This is a genomic window from Nonomuraea sp. NPDC049655 (assembly GCF_044465465.1).
Lineage (GTDB): Bacteria > Actinomycetota > Actinomycetes > Streptosporangiales > Streptosporangiaceae > Nonomuraea.
In genome coordinates this window covers 86233-104135 of the sequence record NZ_JBITLS010000018.1, presented here as the reverse complement: position 1 = coordinate 104135, position 17903 = coordinate 86233, and the positions used below count along the sequence as shown (strand labels likewise).

At 71.8% G+C, this 17903-nt stretch carries 14 protein-coding genes; 10 read left to right on the top strand and 4 right to left on the bottom strand.

All coding sequences use genetic code 11. From position 1 onward, the window contains the following. Window positions 1-2: 2 nt before the first annotated feature. Entirely contained in the window at window positions 3-848 is an 846-nt protein-coding gene (locus ACIBQ6_RS44200) for an SDR family oxidoreductase (protein ID WP_397218822.1), read from the bottom strand. Window positions 849-951: 103 nt separating this feature from the next. On the opposite strand from ACIBQ6_RS44200, the gene ACIBQ6_RS44195 reads away from it, so the two are divergent. Together ACIBQ6_RS44195 and ACIBQ6_RS44190 are read left to right on the top strand one after the other, a co-directional pair. Next, complete coding sequence (locus tag ACIBQ6_RS44195) at window positions 952-1959, top strand: helix-turn-helix transcriptional regulator (RefSeq protein ID WP_397218821.1); 1008 nt, start codon at window positions 952-954, stop codon at window positions 1957-1959. A gap of 129 nt (window positions 1960-2088) precedes the next feature. Beyond that, complete coding sequence (locus ACIBQ6_RS44190) at window positions 2089-2919, top strand: hypothetical protein (protein ID WP_397218820.1); 831 nt, start codon at window positions 2089-2091, stop codon at window positions 2917-2919. Window positions 2920-2976: 57 nt separating this feature from the next. Here the strand turns inward: ACIBQ6_RS44190 and ACIBQ6_RS44185 are convergent, their stop codons facing one another. Next, a complete protein-coding gene (locus tag ACIBQ6_RS44185; RefSeq protein ID WP_397218819.1) occupies window positions 2977-3447 on the bottom strand; it encodes a pyridoxamine 5'-phosphate oxidase family protein in 471 nt (156 codons plus the stop codon). 295 nt (window positions 3448-3742) lie between these two features. Between ACIBQ6_RS44185 and ACIBQ6_RS44180 the strand changes: the two genes are divergently transcribed. The 6 genes from ACIBQ6_RS44180 (at window position 3743) to ACIBQ6_RS44155 (ending at window position 10396) form a co-directional block, all read left to right on the top strand. Further along, entirely contained in the window at window positions 3743-5386 is a 1644-nt protein-coding gene (locus ACIBQ6_RS44180) for a chitobiase/beta-hexosaminidase C-terminal domain-containing protein (protein WP_397218818.1), read from the top strand. A gap of 270 nt (window positions 5387-5656) precedes the next feature. Next, window positions 5657-6532 (top strand): hypothetical protein, encoded by an 876-nt coding sequence (locus ACIBQ6_RS44175; RefSeq protein WP_397218817.1) that lies wholly within the window; start codon window positions 5657-5659, stop codon window positions 6530-6532. Window positions 6533-6596: 64 nt separating this feature from the next. Next, window positions 6597-7040, top strand: a complete 444-nt coding sequence (locus ACIBQ6_RS44170; protein WP_358298157.1) for a hypothetical protein — start codon at window positions 6597-6599, stop codon at window positions 7038-7040. 51 nt (window positions 7041-7091) lie between these two features. Beyond that, the gene (locus tag ACIBQ6_RS44165; protein ID WP_397218816.1) at window positions 7092-8222 is read left to right on the top strand and encodes a sensor histidine kinase; all 1131 of its coding nucleotides are present in this window, start codon (window positions 7092-7094) and stop codon (window positions 8220-8222) included. 5 nt (window positions 8223-8227) lie between these two features. Beyond that, window positions 8228-8914, top strand: coding sequence for a response regulator transcription factor (locus ACIBQ6_RS44160; protein ID WP_358298154.1), 687 nt, complete (start codon window positions 8228-8230; stop codon window positions 8912-8914). Window positions 8915-8950: 36 nt separating this feature from the next. Beyond that, entirely contained in the window at window positions 8951-10396 is a 1446-nt protein-coding gene (locus ACIBQ6_RS44155) for a hypothetical protein (protein WP_397218815.1), read from the top strand. Here the strand turns inward: ACIBQ6_RS44155 and ACIBQ6_RS44150 are convergent. Further along, entirely contained in the window at window positions 10344-11387 is a 1044-nt protein-coding gene (locus ACIBQ6_RS44150; protein WP_397218814.1) for an Lrp/AsnC family transcriptional regulator, read from the bottom strand. The genes ACIBQ6_RS44155 and ACIBQ6_RS44150 overlap by 53 nt on opposite strands. A 139-nt stretch (window positions 11388-11526) precedes the next feature. Here ACIBQ6_RS44150 and ACIBQ6_RS44145 point away from each other — a divergent pair, with 139 nt between their 5' ends. Both ACIBQ6_RS44145 and ACIBQ6_RS44140 read left to right on the top strand, forming a co-directional pair. Then, a complete protein-coding gene (locus ACIBQ6_RS44145; protein WP_397218812.1) occupies window positions 11527-12939 on the top strand; it encodes a diaminopimelate decarboxylase family protein in 1413 nt (470 codons plus the stop codon). After that, window positions 12936-13382, top strand: a complete 447-nt coding sequence (locus tag ACIBQ6_RS44140; RefSeq protein WP_358298147.1) for a VOC family protein — start codon at window positions 12936-12938, stop codon at window positions 13380-13382. The genes ACIBQ6_RS44145 and ACIBQ6_RS44140 overlap by 4 nt, the downstream gene beginning before the upstream one ends. Before the next feature lie 567 nt (window positions 13383-13949). On the opposite strand, the gene ACIBQ6_RS44135 is transcribed toward ACIBQ6_RS44140, so the two are convergent. Further along, window positions 13950-17792: a S8 family serine peptidase gene (locus ACIBQ6_RS44135; protein WP_397218811.1), complete on the bottom strand. Its 3843-nt coding sequence runs from the start codon at window positions 17790-17792 to the stop codon at window positions 13950-13952. Window positions 17793-17903 lie beyond the last annotated feature (111 nt).

Genomic DNA, 17903 nt, shown 5'->3' with positions numbered 1-17903 from the left:
GGTCAGCCGGCCGTGAAGTCCGCGCGGTGGTCGGCGGCCCACTCCGCGAGCGTGCGGCCCGGCCGTCCGGTCACCGCGGTCACCGGACGCGGCACGTCGGGGACGGTGAGGGTGTCGTGCCAGTAGTCGAGCAACATCTTCAGCACGGGCTCGGGAATGAACCGCCCGGTCTCCGCGCGGAACTCCGCCGGCGTGATCTCCACCAGCGGGATCTCCACGCCCAGGGTCTCGCCGATGATCGCCACCTGCTCGGCGCGGGTCAGGGCCTGCGGGCCGGTGAGCGGGATCGCCGTTCCGAGGTGATCGTCGGAGAGCAGGGTCTCGGCGGCGGCCTCGGCGATGTCGTACTCGTGGATCGGGGCCTGCGCCGACGCGAGGTAGGGCGCCCGGATCGGTGCGCCGGAGCGGATCTGCCAGGCCCAGGAGAGCAGGTTGCCGGCGAACGTGCCGGGACGCAGGATCGTCCAGGCGCCGGCGCGGGAGGTCACGGCGGACTCGACCGCCGTGTGGTGGAGCTGGCTCGCCGAGCCGTGGTCGCGCCGGAACTCCTTCGCGGCGGCGAGGGAGGACAACACGGTGAAGCGGTGGACGCCGCGGGCGGTGGCCGCGGCGACGAACGCCTCCACCCCCTCGGCGGGGAAGACGAAGGCACGATCGACGCCGGCGAACACCTCCGGCCCGAGCGTGGCGGCGTCGGCCAGGTCGCCGGCCACGACCTCGACCCCGGCCGGCAGGACCGCGTCATCGGGCTTGCGGCTCAGCGCGCGCACGGCGGCGCCGCGGGCGAGCAGCGTCGTGACGAGGTGACGGCCGACGGCGCCGGTGGCGCCGGTGACAAGGATGCTCAAGATGACTCACCTCAGGGGAAGCGGTGCCGGTCCATCCGGCCCGAACTCCAACCTAGGGAGCTTTTAGGTCATTTCCTGTCCACTTCTACTAGGCTCGGCGGGTATGCCGGACCAGACCACGACCGGGCGGGCGCTGCGCCTGCTGGAGCTGCTGCAGGCCCGCCGGTCCTGGAGCGGCGGCGAGCTCGCCGGCCGCCTCGGCGTCGACGGCCGCACCCTCCGGCGGGACGTCGAGCGGCTGCGGCGCCTCGGCTACCACGTCGAGGCGCGCCGCGGCCCCGACGGCGGCTACCGGCTGTCCACGGGCAGCGACCTGCCGCCCCTGGTGTTCACCCCGGACGAGGCGCTCGCCGTGGCCGCCGCCCTCGCCTCGTCGGCCGCCGGCGGCGCGGCCGGCGGCGGCGAGGTGGCGCTCACCGCCCTGGCCAAGATGGAGCAGGTGATGCCTCCGGCGGTGCGCCGGCGGGTGCGGGCGCTGCGCTCCTCGGTCGCCTTCGGCAGCACGCCGAACGCCGTGGCCGGCGCCTATCCGGCGCCGCTGAACGCCGGCGTGCTGGCGGTCCTGGCGCTGGCGTGCCGGGACGCCGAGCGGGTCCGGCTGCGCGTGATGAGCACCGAGGGCGCCGACACCGGACGGGAGTCCCCGTGCCACGTCGAGCCCGCCGCCCTGGTGCCCCGGCAGACCCGGTGGTTCCTCGTCTGCCGCGACCTCGACCGCGGCTGGCGGGTGCTGCGCGTCGACCGGATCACGGCGGCGTCGGCGACGGGCGTGCGCTTCGAGCCCGAAGAGGTCCCCGGGGGCGACCCGGTCGCGTTCGTCACCAGCCGGCTCGGCGCTCCGCCCCGCCGGCACACGGCGACGATCCTCATCCACGCCCCGATCGAGCAGGTGCAGGCGTACATGGGCGGCTTCGCCACCGACTTCGCCCCGACGACCACCGCCACCGGCCAGGCGGCGACACACTGGCGGATCGCGGACGTACGCCTTGAGGTGCTCGCCGGCGGCCTGCTCTGGGTGCGTTGGCCCTTCGAGGTGGTCGACTCTCCCGAGCTCGCCGCCCTGCTCAGGGACCGGTCCGCGGCCTTCGCCCACGCTGCGGACCCGCGCTGAGGTCCGTGCCCACGACGCGGCGGCCTGACGCCCGGCTCGGGCGTCCGTCGTGACGGCGTCGAGATCTTCCTGCGCGATGATCTTCCACGCCCTCCGTTCCGGACGGCATGCGACCGAGCGGGGGAGCGTATGAGCAAGGGGCGATGGACGATCGGGGCGGCTCTCGTGCTGACGGCCTCGGTCTCGGTCTCGATCTTCGGCCCGCGGGCCGAAGCGGTCACCCGTCCCGGTCCGGTCGAGGCGCTGAAACGGCAGCTCCTCGGTCATGACGGGGTTCGGGAGACTTCGGTGCACCGGAGCGTCTGGGGGCCGAAGAAGGATCGAGCGACCAGCCGGGCGCGGTCCGTCCACGAGTTCGGTGGCGGGCGGGTCGCGGCCACGGACGTCAGCTACCCGAAATCCTCCTTCCCCGGCGCCTCCCGGAGCATCGCCTTCCCCGACCGCACGTACGGCTGGCGGCTCGACCGGCCTGACTACCTGCCCGCGGGGAAGACGTGGCTCCTGCAGACCGGGAAGAACGACCTCCACCTGGGCTGCGGGAAGATCAGGCTGAGCGATCCCGCCACCCTCCGGCACGTGCTGGCCACCACCACGGCCAAGAGGCCCGCCGGCGTCTACGACGGCACCCGCACCACCCTCTACGAGGGCAGCACCACCATCGGCGAACTGTTCAAGCTGGACCCGCGCCTGTGGGTGGCCGACCTGGAGAAGCCCACAGGACGGTACGCGAGCTACGCCAGGTTGCCCGTGAAGTGGCGGCTGTGGCTCGGCGCCGACCAGCTCGTCCGCAGGTGCCAGACGCGCTATGACGAGCCCGACTCCCTCTGGAACGACAAGGACCGCCGAGTCACGACCGCCGACGTGCGGTTCTCCGGCTGGGGCGACCCGATCGACATCAAGCCGCCGCCCGCCGAACTCGTGGCGACGCGCGACGAACTGGTCTTCCCCGACGAGGACTGACCGGTGAGCGGGCGATCCTGCCGGCCGGGGCCCCACCCGCGGCCTTCCACGGCCGGGTCATTCCGGCGGCGTCCAGATGCGGCTGCGGAGATCGGTGCCGCGGATCACCTGGACGCGCCAGGGTTCGAGGCGGAGGACGTGCAGCGCGGGGTCGGCGGGCGACCGCCAGAAGGCCCCGAGGTCGTAACCGGCCCCGCGCGGGCTGGTCGCCCGGTAGAGGTCCCAGACGCGGCGCTTGGTCGCCAGGTCGTCGACCCAGGTGGCCGTGGCGTCGATGGCGACCGAGCTGTTGCCGGGCTTCCAGTAGGAGAAGGAGGTGTGCGGATTGCCCGCCAGGTGGGCCGCCTTGACCGGCGTCCGGTAGGTGGCCAGCCATCCGCGCGGCCGCCCGTCCACGTTCTCCCAGACGGGGATGAGGATGCGGGTGCGGGGACGGTTCCTGGCGTCGACGGTGACCATCGTGGCGTACCGGATGGCACCGATATAGGTGTTGAACTCGCTCTCGATCTCGGCGAACGACGTGGTCATCGACGGCACTCCTTACGACTTGGGTGACCAGGGCATCTTGCGCCGCCGCGAAGACCCTGCGGAAGACGGCACTTCAAAGGCACCGAGTAACCGCCCGGGAACCACTCCTGACCAGGCAGGACGGCGATTGTGCCGCTCTCCAGGGTGAGGGGTGCTCAGTTCTTACCTTGCAGGTCGCGCGAACTTCATGCAGGTCGCCGGTTCCGTACATCTTGGTGCTCCAGGTTCAAGTCGTTCACTTTTGAAGCACGTGTCGTGGCGCCCAGCGCGCCGCGACAAGATCGGGGGGCACCACATGCGACATGCCGACTTCACCGTCCGCCGAGAACCGGCCGCCTGGCGCCACATCGCAGCCGTCTCGGTCGGCATCGGTCTGGGGCTCTTCCCGCTGGCACAGAGCGCGTCGGCCGCCCCGGGCGGGACGCCGCAGGCCCCGGCCTTCAGCGTGGACGGCGGTCGCTACGAGCAGGCGGTGTCCGTCGAGCTGCGGGCCAAGCAGGGCGAGACGATCCGGTACACCACCGACGGCAGCATTCCCACCAAGAGCAGCCTGACCTTCGCCGGCAAGCCCATCCGCATCACCGAGGACACGAATCTGACGGCACGCGCCTTCAAGGGCAACCAGCCCGGCACCGTCAAGTCCGAGGGGTACCTCATTCGCGAGGGGGAGCAGCCGATCGCCCGCATGATGATCGTCTCGGACGTTCACATCGGCGACTACGAAGCCGACCGCCACCGCTGGTCGTCCTACTTCGACACCATCGCGTCGGTTCTGGGCACCCCGGACGCCATCCTCTCCAACGGCGACATGATCAACGACAACTGGGACGGCCGCGGCAAGGACCACCAGTTGACCGCCCGCATCTTCAAGGAGAACCTCGCGCGCAAGGGCATGAACGCCACCCAGGTGTTCATGTCGTACGGAAACCACGACGCGACCCTGGCCGAGCTCCGCGCGGGCTACCCCAAGGAGTGGTTCCCCGACTCCGGCGACGGGTACTACCGCACGGACATCAAGGGCATTCCGATGATCACGGTCAACACCGAGAACTACTCCGCGGCCCAGGGCACCTGGCTGCGTGACCAACTCGGGCAGATCTCCGCGGACCCCGCCTACCGCGACCTGCCGATCATCGTCCAGGGGCACCGGCCGGCTCCGGGCACCGTGATGGACGGCCAGCAGACCAGCAACCCGCGCCTGACCGAGGATCTGTCGAAGTTCCCGCGCGCCGTCTACTTCTCGGGCCATTCGCACCTGAACGTGAACGACCCGCGCTCGATCCACCAGAAGAACTTCACCGCGGTCAACGACGGCAGCTCGTCCTACATCGAGATCGACCACGGATACCAAATGCTCGACGCGGAAGGGCAGCTGGCCAACCGCTTCGAGACCCCCACCGCCCAGGGGCTGGCCGTCGAGGTCTACCGGGGCCGTACCGTCGTCAACCGCGTCAACCTCAACGCCGACCTCCACGACATCTACACCGGCGGGAAGTGGTCGGCGAACTGGAAGCCCCCGTTCCAGAGCGACGGGACGCTGGCCGGCAGGTCCTGGGAGATCAGGACGGCCGGCGCCGACGCCCAGGTCGTGCAGAACTTCGCCTACACCGACGCCAACCGCAACCGCACGGCCCCGGCCTGGACGTCCCCGCGCCCGCTGACGGTCCAGACCGGCAAGGACGGCCGGCTCGCGCTGCGCATCGCACAGGCCCAGGACGACGAGCTGGTGTACCACTACAAGGTGCGCGTCACCCGCGCCGACAACGGCGCCGAGGTGCTCACCACCAAGGTCGCCAACCGCTTCGACGTGGTGCCCGCCGCCGCCTCCATGGACATTCCGGTCCCGGTCCAGCGCGACGGCGCCAGGTACCGCGCGGAGGTCGTCGCGGTCGACGCGCAGGGCAACCAGTCGCCTGTCGCCGCGGACGTGCTGAAGTAGCACCTTGCCCCCGTCATCGACCTGACCCGGTCGATGACGGGGCCTCCGTGGAAAGCCTGACGGCCTGCCGCTCCAGCGCGGGCGTCTCCATCGCCCGGGCGCAGGTAACGGGGACCCGGGACCGGCGGATTCTCCATCGTGGGCTTCTATGTGCGCACCAGCCTCAGGGCTGGACCGTTCCGTTTCACCCTCGACCAGGCCGGATTGGGGATCACGACCGGGATCCCGGGCCTTCGGGCGAGGATGGGCCCGCGCGGCAACGTCGTCCGCATGGGACGCGGCGCGATCTCCTACCGCACCACCGCGCCCGGCCGTGACGTGGTCATGCACGACGTCGTCAGCCTGGTCCCGGCGCGGCCGAGCGACGTCGTGCAGCAGTTGCAGAGGGCCGCAGGACGCCGGCCGTACTGGCCGTTCGCCCTGGCCGCCCTGCTCCTCGCGGGGCTGGTGACCGGACGCTTCGGCCTGGTCGTTCTCGCCGTCGGGCTGCCGGGCGTGCTCTGGGTGGCGTTGCGCGACCGGGCGGCTCGCGCGGTGGTCGTCATGTACGACGTGACCGACGAGGCCGCCCGGCGCTTCGATCACCTCGTCAACGCGATCACCGGCCTCCAGCAGGCCCACGGGTTCTGGCTGATCACCGCGTCCGGCGCGATCACCAGCACCTACCAGTTCAAGGTGAACGCCGGCGCCTCCAGTCTGCTGCGCCGGCTGAACGCCTCGGCCCGGCTGACGGGCCCGCGGATCCTGGTCACCAACGTCGCCGTCCCGACCCTGACCGCGGGCAGCCTGTCGGTGCACTTCCTCCCCGACCGGATCCTGTTCCGGGACGGCCGCCACGTCGCCGACCTGGCCTACCAGCACCTCCAGGTCGCCATGGAGCACGCGCGCTTCATCGAAGCAGGCCCGGTGCCCCGAGACGGCACGGTCGTGGACTCCACCTGGCGCTACGTCAACGTCAACGGCGGCCCCGACCGCCGGTTCAACAACAACGTCCGCCTGCCCGTCCTGCTGTACGGCAGACTGCTGCTCCGCAGCCACAGCGGTCTCAACCTCGTCTGGGACGCCTCCCAGGCCCCGCTCGTCCACGCGGTGGCGAACGCCCTCCACCAGTGCACCGCCGCCCGTCCGCCCATGTTCCATCCCTGACGGCCTCCGCCGGGCCATCCGGACACAGGAGAGCGCCTGAGCTGGAGTGCATAGACTTGTCCTCATGTTCGACGACAAAACGCAGGAGACCCTGCGGCGCCTGCTGGACCTCGCCGAACACCCCTCCACCCCGGACACCGAGCGGGCGCTGGCATTCGTCCGGATCCGCGCCCTGGTGGCGGTGCCGGCCGACGACACCCGGCGCAGGGCGCCCGTGGCCGGCATGGACGCCCAGCTGCTCACCAAGCTCAAACCGCTCCAGCGGCACGTGGACGAGGACCTGGTCGACGACGTGCACGGCGACCTGCACTCCTTCGGCATCCGCTACCGGCTGGTCTCGGAGGTCGCCGGCGAGCTGGCCCACATCCTCGACCTGCGCTCCCGCCTCGCCCCCGACAAACGACACCGCCACGACGACGGCGTACGCCAGACGGCCGCCAGGCTGACCTATCTCCTGGAGCGCTCCGACGGCTTCCGCACCTCCCGCTGGCGCACCAAGCGCGGCTGACCCGCCCGACCCGGTTTCCGCATGCCGGCAGCGACACCCTCGGAGGAGCGGATGACCAGCGTGGGGCGCGCCGGCGGGGTTCTGACGCTCTGGACTGCCAGGTTCTCCGGTCGTAGGGGCGACGTCGCGATCGCGGCGGTCACCACCGCGGCCACCCTCGGTCCGCTGCTGGTGCCGAGTCCGAAGGCGTGGTGGATCGTCGCCCTGGGCGCGCTCGCCTCCGCGCCCGTCTACTGGCGCAGGCGCGCGCCCATGGCCGTGGCGCTGCTCGTCGGGGCCGCGATGACCGTCATGGTCTTGTGGGAGAAGCCGTTCCTCCCGTTCGGGCCCCTGGTCGCCGTCCACACCATCGCCGACCTCAGTCCCATGTGGAAGCGCCTGGCCGCGATCCCGGCGATCGCCGTCATCGTCGGCTTCTCCCTGGCGCTGCCCGGGGAGGACAGCGAGATCTTCCGCCTGATCGGCACCGCCTTCGTGGCCGCCTACGCGCTGGGCACCAGCGCCCGCGCGAACCGGTCACGAGCCGCGGAACTGGCTGAACGGGCCCGTCGCCGCGAACAGCAGCACATCGCCGCGGTGGCGGAGGAACGAGCGCGGATCGCTCGTGACATGCACGACATCATCACGCACGCCGTCGGGCTGATGGTCGTCCAGGCCGAGGCCGGGCCCGTGGTCGTACGGAGCGACGCGCCCAGGGCCGAGGCCGTCTTCGACGCGATCGCCGACACCGGCAGGGGAGCGCTCACCGAGCTGCGCGGCCTGCTCACCGCGCTGCGCGCGTCGGACGGCCCGGCGGGGGAGGACCTCGGGCCCGCCCAGCCGAGCCTGGACGGACTCGCCTCACTGGCCGACCGCAGCGGCCTGGACGTGGTCATGACCGTGGAGGGCGAGCGGCGGCGGACATCGGGCAGCCTGGAAGCCGCCGTCTACCGGATCGTCCAGGAAGCCCTCACCAACGTGCGCAAACACGCCGGGGTGCGCAACGTACGGCTGCACCTGCGCTGGACCGCGCGGGAACTGGTGGTCGAGATCGCCGACGAGGGCGGCGGGCCACGTCGCGACGGCGGCGGCTACGGCCTGACCGGCATGCGGGAACGGGCGACCGCCTACGGCGGGACGCTCACCGCGGGACCGGGACAGGACGGGGGATTCCTCGTCAGAGCCGTCTTTCCGCTTGAATAGCGCGCATGCTGCGCGTGCTCATCGCCGACGACCAGGATCTCTTCCGCGCCGGGTTCGGGCTGATCCTCGGCGCCCAGCCGGACATGCTGGTGGTGGGCGAGGCGGCGGACGGCGACGAGGCGATCGCCCTGGCCGGGCGGCTGCGTCCGGACGTGGTCCTGATGGACGTGCGGATGCCGGGCAGGAACGGCATCGAGGCCACCAGGGAGATCTGCGCGACCACCACCGCCAAGGTGCTCGTCCTGACCATGTTCGACCTGGACGAGTACGTCTACGACGCCGTCCGCGCGGGCGCCAGCGGCTTCCTGCTCAAGGACATCCGCCGCGACGAGCTGGCGCACGCGGTGCGCACCGTGGCCGCCGGTGACGCGTTGCTGGCCCCCGCCGCCACCCGCAGGCTGCTGGAGGACCTGGTCAGAAGGCCGGCTCACGGCCCGATGCCGCGGCTGGCGGGACGGCTGGCGGCGCTCACCGAGCGGGAGCGCGAAACGCTGAGACTGGTCGCCCGCGGACTGTCCAACGCCGAGATCGCCGCCGCGCTCGTGGTCACCGAGCACACGGTCAAGACGCACGTCAGCCGCATCCTGACCAAGCTGGACCTGCGGGACCGGGTGCAGGCGGCGGTGTTCGCCTACGAATGCGGCCTCGTGGTCGCCGGTGAGAGTGACATCGGAGATCACACTCACGACTGACGCGCCGCCAGGGCGGCCGCGAGCAGCATCGTCGTCATGAAACGTGTCCTGATCGCGCTCGCCGCGGCCCTCGCCTCGGCCGTCCTGCTGCACTTCGGCACCGGCCCGCACCCCGTGGCCTGGCTGACGTGGCTCGCCCCCTTGCCCGTGCTGCTCGCCGCCCCCCGGGTGGGGGGAGGCTCGGCCTTCGCGGCGGGCGCCCTCGCCTGGCTCGCCGGGCAGCTGCAGTGGTGGCCGTACTTCACCGGGACGCTTGAGACGCCCGTCCCGGTGGCGGCCGGCCTGCTCGCCGGGCCGGCGCTGCTGTACGGCCTCGGCGTGCTGCTGCACCGTTCGCTGCTGGCCAGGCGGCGGACGCTGTCGGCCGTGCTCGCCGTACCGGCGTCGTGGGTCGGCGTCGAATACCTGATGGCGCTGGCCGGACCGCACGGCGCCTGGTGGAGCCTGGCCTATACGCAGGCCGACGTGTTACCCGTCCTGCAGACGGCCTCCGTCACCGGCGTCTGGGGGATCACCTTCCTGCTCCTGCTCGTGCCCGCCGCCGTGGCCGCGCTTCTCGCGCCGGACGCGCCCCGCCGGCTCTCCGTCGCGGTGACCGCGGGCGCGATGGTGGCGCTGGCCCTGGCGTACGGCTTCGCGCGGCTCGGCACCGGCCAGGACGGCGGGCAGCGCCGCGAGGTCGCGCTGATCTCCACCGACGACCCGAGCGACACCGTGGCACTGGACTCCCCGCAGGGGCGCGACCTGCTCCGGCGCTACCGCCGGGCCGTCGACGCGGCCGCCGCCCGCGGCGCCGAGATCGCGGTGCTGCCGGAGAAGACGTTCGACGCCGCCACCGCCCGCCTGCCGCTGGCCAGGCCGGGAGTGACGGTCGTCGCCGGTGTCGCGCTCGGCGCCGGCGCCACGCGGACCAACAGCGCGCTGGCCTACCCGTCCGGGGCCCGCTACGACAAACACCACATGATTCCCGGGCTGGAGTCGGAGTTCACGCCCGGACGCGCGCTGACCCTGCTCGGCCCGACCGCGACGGGCCTGATCGTCTGCAAGGACCTGGACTTCCCCTGGCTGGTACGGCAGTACCGCCAGGCCGGCGCGACGACGCTGCTCGCCCCCGCCTGGGACTTCGACGACGACGCCTGGCTGCACAGCCGCATGGCGGTGGTCCGCGGGGTGGAGAGCGGGTTGTCGGTGGCGCGCGCGGCCCGCCAGGGCCTGCTCACGGTGAGCGACACCCGGGGACGGGTGCTGGCCGAAGGCCGCAGCGGCAGGCCCGGCGTGACCACGGTGTTCGCGGCGCTGCCGCAGCAGGGCGCCTCCACCGTCTACGCCGGCCTGGGCGACTGGGCGGCCTGGTGCTCGGTCGCGATGCTGCTCATCGCCCTCGCCGGGCTCCGCATCGGCCGCTCCGCTGCCCGTACGGTCCGGCCGTCTACGGGTGGGCCGGCTCCCGGTGCGCCAGTCCGGGCGGCCACGGGTATCTGACCTTGAAGATGGACAGGAAGATCAGGATCTCGACGCCGCGCACGCCCGGGATCGTGCGAATCCGGCCGGTCACCAGCCGGTGGAGGTGCTCCTCGTCCAGATAGCCGACCTCCGCCATCAGGTCGAATCCGCCCGCGGTGGCCATCAGCCACTCGACCTCGTCCACCCGCGCGATCGCCGCCGCGATCGCGTCCAGGTCGCCCGCGCAGTGCAGCCCGACGGCGGCGCGGCGCAGCGGCCCCGCCGTTCTCGGATTGACGATGGCCGCGACCTTGATGACGCCTGTGTCGATGAGGCGGGCCACCCGCTGCCTGGTCGGCGCGAGAGTGAGCCCGACCGCCTCGGCGATGCGGCCATAGGTGCGACGGCCGTCCTGCTGCAGCTCGGCGATGATCCGCCGGTCGATCTCGTCGAGCGGAACCTCCTCCCCGTCGCCGGTCAGCACCGGCAGGACCGGGGCGCACCGCCGGGCGGCGGTCGTCTCGTCCGGTATCCGCCTGCCTGATCCGGGCGGCCAGGAGTACGCGGCCTTGAACAGGTTGAGGTAGAGGAGGGTCTCGACGCCGTGGACCCCGGGGATCACCCGGATCCGGTCGGTGAGCAGGCTGTACAGGTGCTGCTCGTCCACGCACCGCAGCTCGGCGATCAGGTCGTAGCGGCCCGCGGTGGCGACCAGCCAGTCGACCTCGTCCACTCCTGCGATCGCCGCGGCGATCGTGTCGAGGTCGCCCTCGCAGCGCAGGCCGACCGCGACCCGGAGGCGGCAGCCGAAGGCGGCGGGGTTGGTGATGGCCACGATCTCGATCAGGTTGGACCTGGTCAGACGGGCCACGCGTTGCCGGGTCGGGGCCTCGGTGAGCCCGACCGCCGCGGCGATGCGGCCGTAGGTGCGACGGCCGTCCTGCTGCAGCTCGGCGATGATCCGCCGGTCGATCTCGTCCAGCACGGGCCGATCTCGTGGTTCGCGGCTGCCGGGTGGTGCATCGGTCACCCCGCAATCGAAGCATGGAGGCGACTCGCGCACCACATCGCTCGCCGGTGCGGATCTTGCAGCGGAAATGTTTTGCTCTGGCGGATTTTTATTTCATAGTTAGTTGCCTATTCGGTGGGTGCCAACTATTTTCACCACCATGAGCGAATCCTACGATGCCGCGGCGGTGGCGCTGTCGGACGGCATGCTCCGCCGGGAGTCCGGCCGGCTGCTGATCGAGGAGGTGCCGGTGGACGTCCTGGTCGAGAGGTTCCCGGCGCCGCTGTTCGTGGTCTCCGAGTCCGCGTTGCGTCGGCGGGTCCGCCGCATCCGCGCCGCCTTCGAGCGGGTCTGGCGCCATGGCGAGGTGCTGGTGCTGCCGGCGGTCAAGGCCAATCCCGTGCTCGCGCTGCAACGGGTGCTCGCACAGGAGGGATGTGGCGCCGACCTGGTCGGAGCCGGTGAGCTGGAGGTCGCGGTCAGGGCCGGCGTCGACCCCGGCCGGATCTCGCTCAACGGCACCGCCAAGGACCGCGCCACGATCGAGCGCGCCGTGGCGCTCGGCGTCCGCGTCACCGTCGACGACGTACGGGAGATCGAGCTCGCGGTGATGGCGGCCCGCGCCCTCGGCAAGCAGGCCGACCTGCGGGTGCGGCTGCGGCCCCACTTCGAGACCGACGCGCGCATGGATTCCTTCGGCATGCCGATCAACGACATCTACGGCACCTACAAGTCGGGCCTGCCCTACGACGACCTGGCCGAGGCCGGCCGCACCTTGACCGCCCCTGAGCTGCGGGTCAGCGGCGTGATGATGCACATGGGCCGCTACACCACCGACCTGTCCGTCATCGGCGGGTACAGCAGGCGGTTCGGTGAGCTGACCGCCGAGGTGTCGGAACTGTGGGGCGGCTGGACGCCGCGCACCATAGACGTCGGCGGCGGATTCGCGCCGCCGGTCGACGGGTTCGGCCGGGCGAATCCGGACTTCGTCGCACCGGACCCGCCGTCGATCGAACGCCATGCCGAGGTCGTCTGCGAGAACCTGGGCAAGGGCCTGGCGTCCGGCGGCCTCGACCTCGAAGGCTGCGTCCTGGAGGTCGAGCCCGGCCGCGCGCTGTTCGGGCCCTGCGGCATCCACGTGGCGACCCTGCTCAACGTGAAGCGGCAGACCCGGCCCTTCCCCTTCACCTGGTACGAGACGGACACCACGCAACTGTTCCTGTCGGAGATCCCCGACGAGGCCGCTCGCCCGCCGGTGATCCCCGTGCACCTTCCCGAGACGGGCGACCGCGCCGAGGTCCGCGTCGTCGGCCGCTCCTGCATGTCGGACGTGCTCGCCCGCACCGCCACGCTGCCCGCCATGCGCCCCGGCGACCTGCTGGCCTTCTGCTTCACCGGCGCCTACAACGACGCGAACGCCAGCAACCTCAACCTGCTGCCCAGACCGGCCACGGTGCTGGTGAACGGCACACACGCCCACCTGGTACGGCGGGCCGAGACCATCGACGACCTACTGGCCCGCGACACCCTCCCCGACCACCTCCGCCACCCCGCGACAGGAGCCGCCCGATGAACGCCACCCCCACCCTCGACCACGCGGGACTCACCTGCGCCGACCTGTCCGCCTCCCTCACCTTCTACCGCGACCTGCTCGGCATGCCCCTGCTCGAAACGGGCGAGGCGCAGGGCCGCGCCGCGGGCATCGAGGGCGCCTGGCTCGCCTATGCCATGCTCGACGCCGGCCGTGGCCAGATGATCGAGCTGCTGGAGTACCGCGAAGCCGGCACCACCTCGACCGCGCCGCCGGTCAACAGCCCCGGGGGCGGGCACGTCGCCCTGGGCGTCCAGGACCTCGACCTGGTGCTCGCCCGCCTCGCCGAGGCCGGTTTCCATCCGCTCACCGCGACGCCGGTCACCATGTCCGCCCCCGAACTGGGCCGCTGGGACGGCGCAAGGCTGGTGTACGTACTCGATCCCGACCGCCACGTCGTCGAACTGGTCCAGTTCGCCGCGTAGCGCCCCGCTTGGCTCGTTGGTCACCTTCTCGTGGAAGCGCACAGGCAGCAGCGGTCGAAGGAGAACGGCTGGTCGCCGGCCTCTTGCCAGATGCTCATCCTGTTCCTGTGCCAGGCGCTGGGAACGATCAACCGGAGAAGGGCGAGCGCGACCACCTCCTCTGCTCCTGCCTTGAACAGGGTGTACGCAGCGCAAGCGTAGGACCTATGGTGAGAACCGCCTCGTATGTATCGGATCTCCAGTTGTCGCCGGGCATTGGAGCGTCGTTCCGAACGGGAGCGGCTGCGTACGGCGCCGAGGAAGGCGGGGCCTCTCCCCGAAGCGTGGACACCTTGGCTACCGGATGATGCAGATCCGGAGACAAGGAGTTCCACTAGGCACTGAAGTCATACCCGCCGGAGTTCAAGGCGGACGCCGTCGCGTTGCACCTCACATGCCGTCCGCGCTCCACCGTCCGGCGGAGCGGCTGCGGACGGGGAGGACCTGCGAGCCTGTCCAGCGTGGCGGCATGACAAGCCGGAACCCGCCGCCCTTGGCCAGGCGGCGGGTACGGGTCGGCTGCGGGGGTCAGCGCAGGGGGAAGGCGCGGGTGGTGGTCTGTTCGACCTTGTTGCCTCCGGTGTCCCAGGCTTCGGCCTTGAGGGTGACGGCCCTCTTGGTGTCGGCGAGGGCGGGATAGGTGAGCGTGGTGGTGTAGACGCCGGTGCGTACCCTGCGGACCTTGGCGTCCTTCCAGGTCTGGCCGTCGTCGGTGCTGTAGGCCAGCTTCAGCCCCGCGACCGCAGGCATGCGCTCGGCCGACGGGGAATGGGTCACGTCGATCTGGAAGGTGTGCCGCCCACCGGCGCGTACGGTGTTGTCCAGGGCCTGCGTGTCACCCAGGTCGTACCCGACGAACACCAGCGGTTGCGGGTTGCACGAGCCGGACGTTCCCATGATCGGGTGGCAGTCGGTCGTCGGCGGGACGGTGTCCTTGTCGCGGGCCTTGGAGCGGAAGGTCCAGACGTTGGCGTTGCCCGAGCCGCTCTGTTCGAGCCGGTAGACGCCTTCCTCCTTGGGCAGCGTGAACATCGGGACCGCCGCGCCTGCGATGCGCGGGAGCTCCTTGCCGTCCCTGGACAGCTTCACGTCGGCGTTGTAGAGCCCGCCGGGCCCGGCCAGCCGCCCGCCGCCGGTCACGTACGTGTAGGCGGGCAGGAACGTGTCGCCGAGCCGGCACATCGCGCACAACACCTTGTTCAGGACGCCGGGGACCTCCGGGATCACCATGCCGCCCGGGGTGGCCGGACCGGTGCCCCAGCGCATGGTGGCCCTGCCGGGCTTCTCGATCGTCGTGTCCAGCCCCCAGGGCCTGGTGCTGGTGCCGATGACGCTCCCCTTGCGCAGGGTGTCCGCGCCCGACACGCTGAAGTACTCGATCCGCCTGGAGGGGGCGGCGAAGTGGAAGGCCGTCGCGAATGACACCCGCTGCAACGGCTTGAGGCTGTGCCAGATCTCCATCTGGCTGTCGAGGCTCGTCGGCGCGTGGAACGAGGTGTCCACGGCCCGCAGCCGGCCGTCGGTGAAGCGGTAGACGGGCTCGGGGACCCTGCCGTCCTCGTAGTCCTGGAGCTGGTAGGTGTAGTCGACGCTCGGGTTGTTGGTGATCTCCAGCGTCACCGGGCCGTCCGCGAGCCGGGCGCGGAGCTTGTCGCCGACGGCCTTGAAGACCTGGATCACCGGCAGTTCCGGCTTCTCGTCCCGGCTGGGCCAGGTGGGGATCGAGCAGCCGGGGGACACGACGTTGGCGAACAGCACGATCCCGGCGGCGCCCGCGGCCTTCAGCGCCCGCACCCGATCGAGGTCGGTGAGGCATGTGTCGCTGGGGTCGATCGTCATCAGCGCGAGCTTGCCGCGCAGGTCACCCTGCGGGTTCGCGCCGCCGCCGACGTACGCGAGGTCGTAGCGGTGGGTGCCGGCCGGGAACGGCATCTCCCAGCCGAGGTCGAAGCCCAGCCCACCGTCGAAGTACTCATAGGTTCTGGCGTCGATCGCGTACCGCTGCGGGGCCACGGCGCGTACGGCCAGTTGCGGGTTGGCGGCCGTGGCGCTCATCGAGAACAGCAGCTTGCCCTTGGTCACCTTCTTGGTGGGGCTGATGTACCAGTCGTTCATCCCGAGAGCCCCCATGTTCCCGGAGGTTATGGGGGTGCCGTCCCAGGCCGTGCGCACGAGGGAGAAGCTGCCTCGGGCGTGCCGCCAGTCGATCGGCTTGGGCGTCGTGAAGCGCAGCAGTTCGGCTTCGCGGGCGTCGAGGGTGATCTCGGCGCCCTTCTCCGGCACGACCACCTCGGGGTCGTACAGCTGGGCGACCGGGGCCGGCCCGCTGTCGACCGTGTTGTGCTGGATGCCGGCCTGGACGCTGTAGGTGCCCGGTTCGAGCATGTAGCGGTAGACGCCGTCGGCGACGAACGTGCCCTGGGCGGGGCTGTAGCTGTCGACGACGTCGACCGCGCTCGCGGCCACCCAGGTCAACATCGGCGACGGCGGGTTGCCGTACCTGTCGACGAGGTGCACGGTCAGCGGCACCATCTTGGGCCCTCGGCGCAGCCCCACCGGGGTCGTGACGCGCGTGCCGGACGGCCCCGTGGCCACCACGGCGCCGGTGTGGCCGCCCTTGGGCAGGCCGCCCGGGTGCAGGGTGACGGTGACGGACGCCGTGCCGCCCGCCGGGACGGTCACCGACGGGGCGCTCAGCGTCAGCGTGTCCTTGTTCTCGCCCAGGGTGGCGGCGAGGGTCAGCGTCACCTCGGCAGTGCCGTCGTTGGCGTAGGTGAGCGTCTTGTCCGCGGTGTCGTTCACGTCGACCGGGACGATGCCGTAGTCCAGGTTCGGCGTGGTGGAGGTGACGGCCTGGGAGACGGCCCTGGCCACGTCGACGCGACCGGCGCCCTGCTCGTAGGCGGAGAATCCGGCGTCCTTGGCGGTCGACATCAGCGCCGCCTTGAGCCGCTGACCGTCCCAGGACGGATGCTGCTGGGCCAGCAGCGCGGCCGCGCCCGCGACGTGCGGGGTCGCCATGGAAGTGCCGTTCAGGCTGCTGTACAGGTCGTCGACCGGGCTGCCCAGGGATGTGCCGGTGGCGCGGGCGGCGACGATGCCCACGCCCGGGGCGGCGATGTCCGGCTTGAGCGCTCCGTCGACGGCCCTCGGACCGCGGCTGGAGAAGCTCGCGAGCTGGTCGGACTTGTCGGTGGCGGCGACCGTCAGCGCGGACGCGGCGGCGCCGGGCGCGCCGATCGTCTCCTTGCCGGGCCCGTCGTTGCCCGCGGCGATCACGAACAGCGCGCCCGTCGAGGCGCTCAGGTCGTTGACGGACTGGGACAGCGGGTCGGTGCCGTCGGTGGGATCGCCGCCGAGACTCATCGAGACGATCTTCGCCTTCTCCTCGGTGGCGGCCCACTCCATGCCGGCGATGATGTCGGAGATGCTGCCCGAGCCCGAGTCGGCCAGCACCTTGCCGATGACGAGCCTGGCGCCGGGGGCGACGCCCTTGCGTGAACCGTCCGAGCCCGCGCCGGAGCCCGCCACGGTCGCGGCGACGTGGGTGCCGTGGCCGTGGTGGTCGGTCACCTCCTGGCCCTCGACGAAGCTGCGGCTGCCGGCGATGCGGCCGGCCAGGTCGGGGTGGGTGGCGTCGACGCCGGTGTCCAGCACGGCGACCGTCGTGCCCGAGCCGTCGAAGCCGGCCTTCCACGCCTCGGGGGCGCCGATCAGCGGCACGCTCTCGGCCAGGTCCGCCTTGACCTTGGCGTCCAGCCAGACCTTGCCGACGCCGCCGGCCAGCGTCGTCCTGCCGGTGGCCGCGCCGCGCAGGGTGGCCCAGAAGTCGTCCGCCTTCGCCTTGTCGACCGTGAGCGCGGCGCCGTGGATGCTCGGCAGCGACCGGGTGGCGGTGCTGTCGGGCAGGGCGCGGGCGGTGCTCTTCTGGGTGCCCGGGTACTGGACGATCAGCGGCAGGCGGTCGGCGGCGCCGTCGGCGTAGCCGTTCTCGGCCAGGTAGCGGACGTCGAACAGCTTGCGGTCCAGGACGCGCGCGTCGAGGGCGGGCTGGGCGTCGTCCGGGATCACGAAGATCCCCTCCGGGCCGGCCTCGCTGCGGAACAACGGGGTGTGACCGTCGGGGCGGCGGACGGCCTCGGGGGTCGCGGTGTAGCGTCCGTCGCCGTCCCTGGTGAGGCGGACGGTGTCGCCGGTGATCAGGGTGAGGTTCCATTCGCCGCCGGCGGCGCCGGGGAGCGCGACGACGCCTGGGCCGCCCTTATCAGGCGCGGCGAGGGCCGTCGCCGGGGTGAGCAGGCCCGCGGCCAGTGCCGCTACGGCGGCGCCCGCTAACACGCGCGGCCACGGCCGCCTTCTGGTGGTTGGCATCGGGGGTGCTGCCTCTCTCCTCATGCGTCGACCCAGCCCTCTTCGAGTTCGGCCTCGGGCTCGGCCTCGGGCTCGGCCTCGGGCTCGGGTGTGTCCTGCTCGTCCGTCGGA